The sequence below is a fragment of the Kitasatospora sp. NPDC059577 genome (genome assembly GCF_042735475.1).
GTDB lineage: Bacteria > Actinomycetota > Actinomycetes > Streptomycetales > Streptomycetaceae > Kitasatospora.
In genome coordinates this window covers 85,432-92,623 of sequence record NZ_JBHWBZ010000030.1, presented here as the reverse complement: position 1 = coordinate 92,623, position 7,192 = coordinate 85,432, and the positions used below count along the sequence as shown (strand labels likewise).

Below are 7,192 nucleotides of genomic sequence, written 5' to 3'. Positions count from 1 at the left end.
CACACCAACACAAGCGCCTCCGCCCCCCCCCTATTTTTTTACACCGCCGCGGGGGGGGGGGGGGGGGGGGGGGGGGGGGGGGGGCGGCCCCCCCCCCCCCCCCGGGCCCGTTCCGTTGCCTGGACGAGCGCTCCCGCGAGGCCGTCAGACCGTGACCGACTCCCGGGGCGGGGCCGGTTCGGGGGCGGGCGTCTGCAGCTTGCTGCCCTCGACGTCCACGTCGGGTACCAGCCGGTCCAGTCGCCGCGGCAGCCACCAGGCGCGGCGGCCGAGCAGGGCGAGGACGGCGGGGACGATGGTCATCCGGACGACGAAGGCGTCGAAGGCTACGGCCGTGGCGAGCCCCAGGCCCATCATCTTGATCATCGGCTCGCTCATCCCGATGAACCCCGCGAAGACGGCGATCATGATGAACGCGGCGGCGGTGACCACCCGGGCGTTGTGCCGGAAGCCCGTGACGATCGCCTGGTCGGGTTCCTCCCCGTGGACGAAGGCCTCCCGGATCCGGGTGACCAGGAACACCTCGTAGTCCATGGCGAGGCCGAAGACCACACCGATCATGAAGATCGGCATCATGCTCATCACCGGACCGGTCTGCTCCACGCCGATCAGGTCGGCCAGCCAGCCCCACTGGAAGACCGCGACCACGGCGCCGAGGGCGGCTGCCACCGAGAGCAGGAAGCCGAGCGCCGCCTTCAGCGGGACCAGCACGGAGCGGAAGACCACCAGCAGCAGCAGGACGGCGAGGCCGACCACCACGGCGAGGTAGGGCAGCAGCGCGTCCGTGAGCTTCTGCGAGACGTCGATGTTCATCGCCGTCGTACCGCTCACCAGGACCGTCGCGCCGGTGGCCGACTTCAGGGCGGCCGCGTCACCGCGGATGACGTGCACGATGTCCTTGGTCTCGGCCTCGCTCGGGCCGGTCGCCGGTATCGCGTTGAGCAGCGCCGTGTCACCGGCCATGTTGAACATCGGCGGCGCCACGGTGACGACGCCCGGCAGGGCGGCGAGCTTCTCGGACACCGCGTCCGCCGCCGCCTTCGGGTCAGCGACGCCCTTGGCGTCCACCAGGACGGTCAGCGGGCCGTTGAAGCCCGGGCCGAAGCCCTCGGAGAGCAGGTCGTAGGCGCGGCGCTGGGTGGTGGAGGTCGGCTTGGCCTCGTCACCGGGCAGGCCGAGCCGCAGGTCCAGCGCGGGCGCCGCGAGCACGCCGAGGCCGATCACACCGCCCAGCAGCACCGCGAGCGGGCGGCGCAGCACGAACCGGGCCCAGCGGGCACCGCCGTTCTCCTTCGCCGCCGCGCGCGCCGGATCGCCGCCGGCCTTGCGGGCCTTGCGCGGCAGCACCTTGCGGCCGAGGAAGCCGAGCAGCGCCGGGACCAGGGTGAGCGCGACCAGCACGGCGACGACGACCGTCCCGGCGGCGGCCATGCCCATCTTGGCCAGGATCGGGATGCCGACCACGGAGAGCCCGGCGAGGGCGATCACCACGGTGAGGCCGGCGAACACCACCGCGGACCCGGCGGTGCCGACGGCCCGGCCCGCCGCCTCCTGCTGCGTCCGGCCCTCGGTGAGCTCGGCCCGGTAGCGGGAGACGATGAAGACCGCGTAGTCGATGCCGACCGCGAGGCCGAGCATCATGGCGAGCGTGCCGGTGGTGGCGGACAGGCCGAGGGTGCTGCCGAGGGCGGTGATCAGCGCCATGCCGAGGCCGACGCCGACGATCGCGGTGAGCAGCGGCAGGCCGGCCGCGACCAGCGAGCCGAAGGTGATCACCAGGACGACGGCGGACAGCGCCATGCCGATCGCCTCGCTGCTGCCGCCCGCGTCGGGCTTGGCCATCAGCGCGTTGCCGCCGACCTCGACCTTCAGCCCGGCGTCCCGGCCGTGCCGGGCGGCCTGCTCCAGCGCGTCGGTGGCGCCCTTGGAGAGCTCGCCCGCCTTGGCGGAGTAGCTCACGGTCGCGTACGCGGTGGTGCCGTCCTTGGAGACGGCGCCGGCCTTGTACGGGCTGACCGCCGCCGTGACCTGCTCGGCGTGGGCGAGCTCGTCGACCGTCCGCTCGACCGCCTGCTGGTTGGGCCCGGCGGTGATCTTCTGGCCGGAGGGGGCGACGAACACCAGCCGGGCCGAGGCGCCGTCGGCGTGCCCGCCGGGGAAGCGCTCGTTCATCAGATCGAAGGCCTTCTGCGCGTCCGTGCCGGGCATCGCGAAGCCGTCGTCGGGGGCGGCGGGGGCCTTGGCCGCCAGGACTCCGCCGACCGCCAGCACGGCGACCCAGAGGAGGGTCACCAGCCGGCGCCGGACGAAGGCCCATCGGCCCAGGCGGTACAGGAACGTGGCCACGGGAGAGCGGACTCCTTCGGATGCGGTTTTCGCGGTAGGGGCGCGCTGCGGGCGGGCCGTACGTCCCCCGGGGACGCGGTCCGCCGCAGCGTGACCAATCCTTGATCGGCGGCCCCTGCCCCGTCGTCGTCCCGGTGCAGGCCGTTTGCGTACTGCGGACGCAGTACGGCCCTCCCCCGTACGGAGGAGCGCACGCCCCGCATCGGGAGTAGCCCTCCTACCTGCGGAGGAAGCAGCCGGATCACCCGTGCGGGCGGCGACGACGGGCCGCGACCCGGCCGGGCGAAGTAGCGTGATGTGCCTGACCCGACCGCTTTCCGTGCGGTTCGGGAGGATCCGACCCGATCGGTGCTGCTCGCGCAGCCCGCCGCCGGAGGTGCCCCATGGGCGTTCCAGCCGCCCGCATCGTGTTCGACGAGAGCGACCGCGCTGCCGTCGCCGAGGCGGTGACCGAGATGCTCACCACCGGCGCCCTCACCCTCGGTCCGTGGACCGAACGCTTCGAGCAGGCGTTCGCCGCCGAACACGGCGCCTCGCACGCCGTCGCGGTGAGCAGCGGCACGGCCGCGCTGGAGGTGATCCTGCGCACCGTCGACGTCCGGGGCCGCGACGTGGTCGTCCCCGCCGTCTCCTTCTACGCGACCGCCGGCGCGGTGGTCCACGCGGGCGGGCGCCCGGTGTTCGCCGACGTCGACCCGGCCACCCTCGCGCTCTCCCCCGAGACCCTCGCGGCGGCCCTCACCCCGGATACCGCAGCCGTCGTCCTGGTCCACATCGGCGGGCTGGTCACCCCGCAGGTCGACGCCCTGCGGGCGCTCTGCGACCGGCACGGAGTCCCGCTGGTCGAGGACGCCGCCCACGCCCACGGCAGCAGCGTCGACGGACGCGCCGCCGGGACCTTCGGGCTGGCCGCGGCGTTCTCCTTCTACCCGACCAAGGTCACCACCAGCGGCGAGGGCGGCATGATCCTCACCGAGTCGCCGGACCTGCGCGACGAAGCCCGGATCTACCGCGACCAGGGCAAGGGCTCCTTCACCACCAACCACCACGTGCTGCTCGGCTACTCCTGGCGGATGAGCGAGCTCCACGCCGCGGTCGGCGCGGTGCACCTGCGCCGGCTCAAGGAGTTCATCGAGACCCGCCGGGCCGTCGCCCGCCGCTACGACGAGGCGCTGGCCGGACCGGACGGCCCGCAGCCGGTGCTCGAACCGCCCGGGTGCCGCGGCAACTACTACAAGTACGTGGCGCTGCTGCCGCCCGGCACCGACCGCGCGGCGTTCAAGCGGGCGGTCGCCGAGGAGCACGGCGTGCGGCTGTCCGGCGAGGTCTACGACCTGCCGCTGCACCTGCAGCCCGTGTTCGCCCCGTACCGGCGCGGACCGCTGCCCGTCGCCGAGGACGTCTGCGCCCGGCAGATCTGCCTGCCGGTGCACTCCGACATGACGGAGGACGAGGCGGAGCAGGTCATCGAGGCCGTCTCGGCCGTGCACCGGCGGCCGGCCCGATAACCGGCCGCGAGCGAAGGGAGCAAGAACGTGCGGATAGCCGTCACCGGGGGCTGCGGATTCATCGGCTCACACGTCGTCGACCACCTGGTCGCGGCCGGCCACGAAGTCCTCGCGGTGGACACCACCGACAAGTACCTCAACCCCGACGCCGAACACGCGCGGATCGACGTCCTCGACCTGAAGGCCCTCACCTCCGCACTCGCGGGCAGCGAGGTGGTCTACCACCTCGCCGCGATGGCCGACGTCGAACAGATCTCCGCCGACCCGGTCAGGGCCGTGCGGACCAACATCGACGGCACCGAGGCCGTCCTGGAGGCCGCCCGGCGCAGCGGACTCAGCCGGACCGTGCTCGCCAGCACCGTCTGGGTCTACGGCGCCGCCCTCGCCGGCGAGCAACTCGGCGGCGAGGAGCAGGAACTGGACGAGCACGTGCCGATCGAGCTGGAGCACAGCGGCCACCTGTACGTGGCCACCAAGCTCTCCGCCGAGATGCTGGTGCACAGCTACCGCGAGCTGTACGGGCAGCACTTCACCATCCTGCGCTACGGCATCCCGTACGGTCCCCGGATGCGCGACGAACTCGTCGTCGCCCGGTTCGTCCAGGCCGCGCTGGCCGGACGGCCCATCACCATCGCCGGCGACGGGCGGCAGAGCCGCAACTTCGTCTACGTCGAGGACCTCGCCGACGCCCACGTCCGGGCCCTGTCCCCCTCCGCCGAGGACCAGACCTTCGCCCTGGAGGGGTCCACGGCCGTGTCCGTGCGCGACATCGCCGACACCGTCGACGACCTGCTCGGGCCCGTCAGCATCGAGCACATCGGCGGCCGGAAGGCCGACTACACCGGGCGGCGGATCTCCTCCGCCCAGGCCAAACGACTGCTCGGCTGGTCGCCGCAGACCAACTTCGCCGAAGGCGTGCGGCGGTACGCCGACTGGTACCGGAGCGCCACCGGCGCGTCCGCCACCACCTGACCGGGGCCGCCCGATGCCGCACGCCCTGCTGGTCTCCGGCTCGCTCGGCCAGGGCCACGACGTGATGGCCCAGGCCTGCGCGGACTCCCTGCGGGAGCGCGGCTGGACCACCACCACCGTCGACGCGATGGCCCTGCTCGGCGAACGCTCCGGCGCCGCCGGGGAAGCGGTGTTCCGGCGGCTGCTCGACCTGCCCGGGGTGTACGACGCCTTCCACTTCGCGGCGCTGCGGCCGGGCGCCCGGATCGCGCTGCTCGCCGACGCGGCCGCCCGCGCCCGGCTGGTCCCGGCGCTGCGCCGGCTGGTCGAGGCGCAGCGGCCGCAGCTGGTCGTCTCGGTGTTCGCCACCGCGACGTCGGCGGTCAACCGCCTCCAGGAGTGGGGGCAGGGGCGGGAGTTCCGGCACTTCGTGTTCTGCACCGACGTGACGCCGCACCGGCTCTGGGTGCAGGAGGGGACCGACCTGTACCTGGTCACCTCCGAGGTCGCCGCCTGCGCGGTGCGCCGCTACCGGCCGGACGCCGACATCGCCGTCGTGCCCGCGCCGCTGCGGCAGCCGTTCTACCACCCGCCGGAACGAGCCGGGGCGCGGGCCGGGTTCGGCGTGCCGGCGGACGCCCCGTGCGTGCTGCTGATGTCGGGCTCCTGGGGGCTCGGACCGCTCGCCCGGACCGCCGCCTCCCTCGCCGCCGCCGGACCGCACGTGCTCGCGGTGGCCGGGCGCAACCGGGAACTCGAACGCCGGCTGCGGGCCACCGCGCGCCGGCAACCCCGGCTCCACCCGTTCGGCTACACCGACCGGGTCCCCGGGCTGATGACCGCCGCCGACCTCGTCGTCACCAGCTCCGGCGACACCTGCAGTGAAGCCCGCGCGCTCGGCCGGCGCCTGCTGCTCCTCGACGTCGTCCAGGGGCACGGGCGCGACAACCTCCAGCACGAACTCGAACTCGGCCACGCCGACGTCACCTCCGCCCGCCCGGCCGAGGTCGTGCGCAACGCCCTCGCGGCACTGAAGCGTCCCTCCCCCGCCCCCTCGCCCGGAGCCACCCCGGAAGGGTGGCGGACGGGCTTCGGCGAGGCCCTGCGGCGGGTCGGCCTGGCGTAGCCGGACGGCCGGTCAGCGGGTCGGCCTGGCGTAGCCGGACGGCCGGTCAGCGGGTCGGCCTGACGTGCCCGGACGGCGGGACGACCCGGCGTGGCGGGACGGCGGCCCGGGCCACTACCCACCCCTTACCGGTCCTATGCGAATCCTTTACACTCGGCGACGCCCTGCGGCACCGGGTCCTCCCGGGACGCCCGCACCTTCCCGAGGAAGCAGCACTTTGACGCACGATTCGTTCCGGCCGCCCGCGACGCGGGCGTTTCCTCCCCGGACGCCCGCGAACCGGCTGGTACGCGCGGCCGCCCTGGTGTTCGTCCCGCCGGTGGCCGCGGTGTGGCTCTGGCGCTCCCGCCGCCTCCACGTCGCCGTCAAGGTGGCACTGACGGTCCTCTGTGTGCTGGGAACGTTCTTCTGGATCGGCGTCATGACCGGGCCGCCGAAGAAGGACCGGCCGGTCGCGGCTCCGACGGTGGCACCGATGACGACCGCCGCGACTCCGCTGCCCGCGCCCGCGCTCCCGCCCACGTCCGCGCCCACCGAGACGCCCGCCCCGGATTCTTCGCCGGTGGCGACGGAGGCACCGCGTCAGACCCTCATGCCCGAGGTCGGCGGACACACCGCCGTCGAGGCGCGGACCCTGCTGATCGCCGCGGGCCTGACGGCCGATCGGATCCACGAGGTGAGCCGCTACCAGGACCTCGCGCTCCCGGCCGATCACGGGTCCTGGCTCGCGTGCACGAGCGAACTGCCGCAGGGAAGCCCGCTGGACCCGGGCACCGAAGCGACCCTGCGGCTGGTGCGACCGGGAGCCTCCTGCCCCGCCGACCGGCAGCAGGCGCTCTACGCGGACCCACGGAACGACCCGGCCGCCCCGGGCAACCAGGGCGGTTCCGCCGGCGGCGGCGCCCCGACCGGAACCGGCGGCAGCAGCAGCGGCACCGGCGGTACCGGCGGAACGACCGGCGGGACCTCGGGCGGCGGCTCCTCCGGCAGTGCGACCGGCGGCGGCGACGGGGGCGGCACCGGCGGCGGCAGCGTCTACTTCAAGAACTGCGCCGACGCGAAGGCCGCGGGCAAGGCGCCCCTGCACCGGGGCGACCCCGGCTACCGGGCCGGGCTGGACCGTGACAACGACGGTGTCGCCTGCGAACGTTGAGCCTCTCCGACGGAAGGCCCCCCCCCCACCCGTTCCGGGTCGGGGGGGGCCATCCGCGCTTAGGCGGAACGAGTCCCGGCCGGGGGCGGTTGGCGGCGTCTGGCACCC

Annotated in this window: 5 protein-coding genes; 4 read left to right on the top strand and 1 reads right to left on the bottom strand. The window is 74.3% G+C overall.

The genetic code is table 11. The features are described 5' to 3' along the window. Nucleotides 1-144: 144 nt before the first annotated feature. Nucleotides 145-2,346 (bottom strand): MMPL family transporter, encoded by a 2,202-nt coding sequence (locus tag ACFV0O_RS23255; RefSeq protein ID WP_380344885.1) that lies wholly within the window; start codon nucleotides 2,344-2,346, stop codon nucleotides 145-147. Between the two features lie 383 nt (nucleotides 2,347-2,729). On the opposite strand from ACFV0O_RS23255, the gene ACFV0O_RS23250 reads away from it, so the two are divergent. From ACFV0O_RS23250 to ACFV0O_RS23235, 4 genes are all read left to right on the top strand, one after another. Further along, nucleotides 2,730-3,854, top strand: a complete 1,125-nt coding sequence (locus tag ACFV0O_RS23250; protein ID WP_380344883.1) for a DegT/DnrJ/EryC1/StrS family aminotransferase — start codon at nucleotides 2,730-2,732, stop codon at nucleotides 3,852-3,854. A gap of 27 nt (nucleotides 3,855-3,881) precedes the next feature. Continuing rightward, on the top strand, nucleotides 3,882-4,826 hold the full coding sequence (locus tag ACFV0O_RS23245) for an NAD-dependent epimerase/dehydratase family protein (protein WP_380344881.1): 945 nt from the start codon (nucleotides 3,882-3,884) through the stop codon (nucleotides 4,824-4,826). Nucleotides 4,827-4,839: 13 nt separating this feature from the next. Beyond that, on the top strand, nucleotides 4,840-5,931 hold the full coding sequence (locus ACFV0O_RS23240) for a hypothetical protein (protein ID WP_380344879.1): 1,092 nt from the start codon (nucleotides 4,840-4,842) through the stop codon (nucleotides 5,929-5,931). A gap of 217 nt (nucleotides 5,932-6,148) precedes the next feature. Further along, nucleotides 6,149-7,084, top strand: coding sequence for an excalibur calcium-binding domain-containing protein (locus ACFV0O_RS23235; protein WP_380344878.1), 936 nt, complete (start codon nucleotides 6,149-6,151; stop codon nucleotides 7,082-7,084). The last annotated feature ends 108 nt before the right edge of the window (nucleotides 7,085-7,192 follow it).

What these genes read in the sequence shown, in the direction of transcription:
- ACFV0O_RS23250 (WP_380344883.1), top strand. Translation starts at nt 2,730, where the DNA reads ATGGGCGTTCCAGCCGCCCGCATCGTGTTCGACGAGAGCGACCGCGCT.
- ACFV0O_RS23240 (WP_380344879.1), top strand. Translation starts at nt 4,840, where the DNA reads ATGCCGCACGCCCTGCTGGTCTCCGGCTCGCTCGGCCAGGGCCACGAC.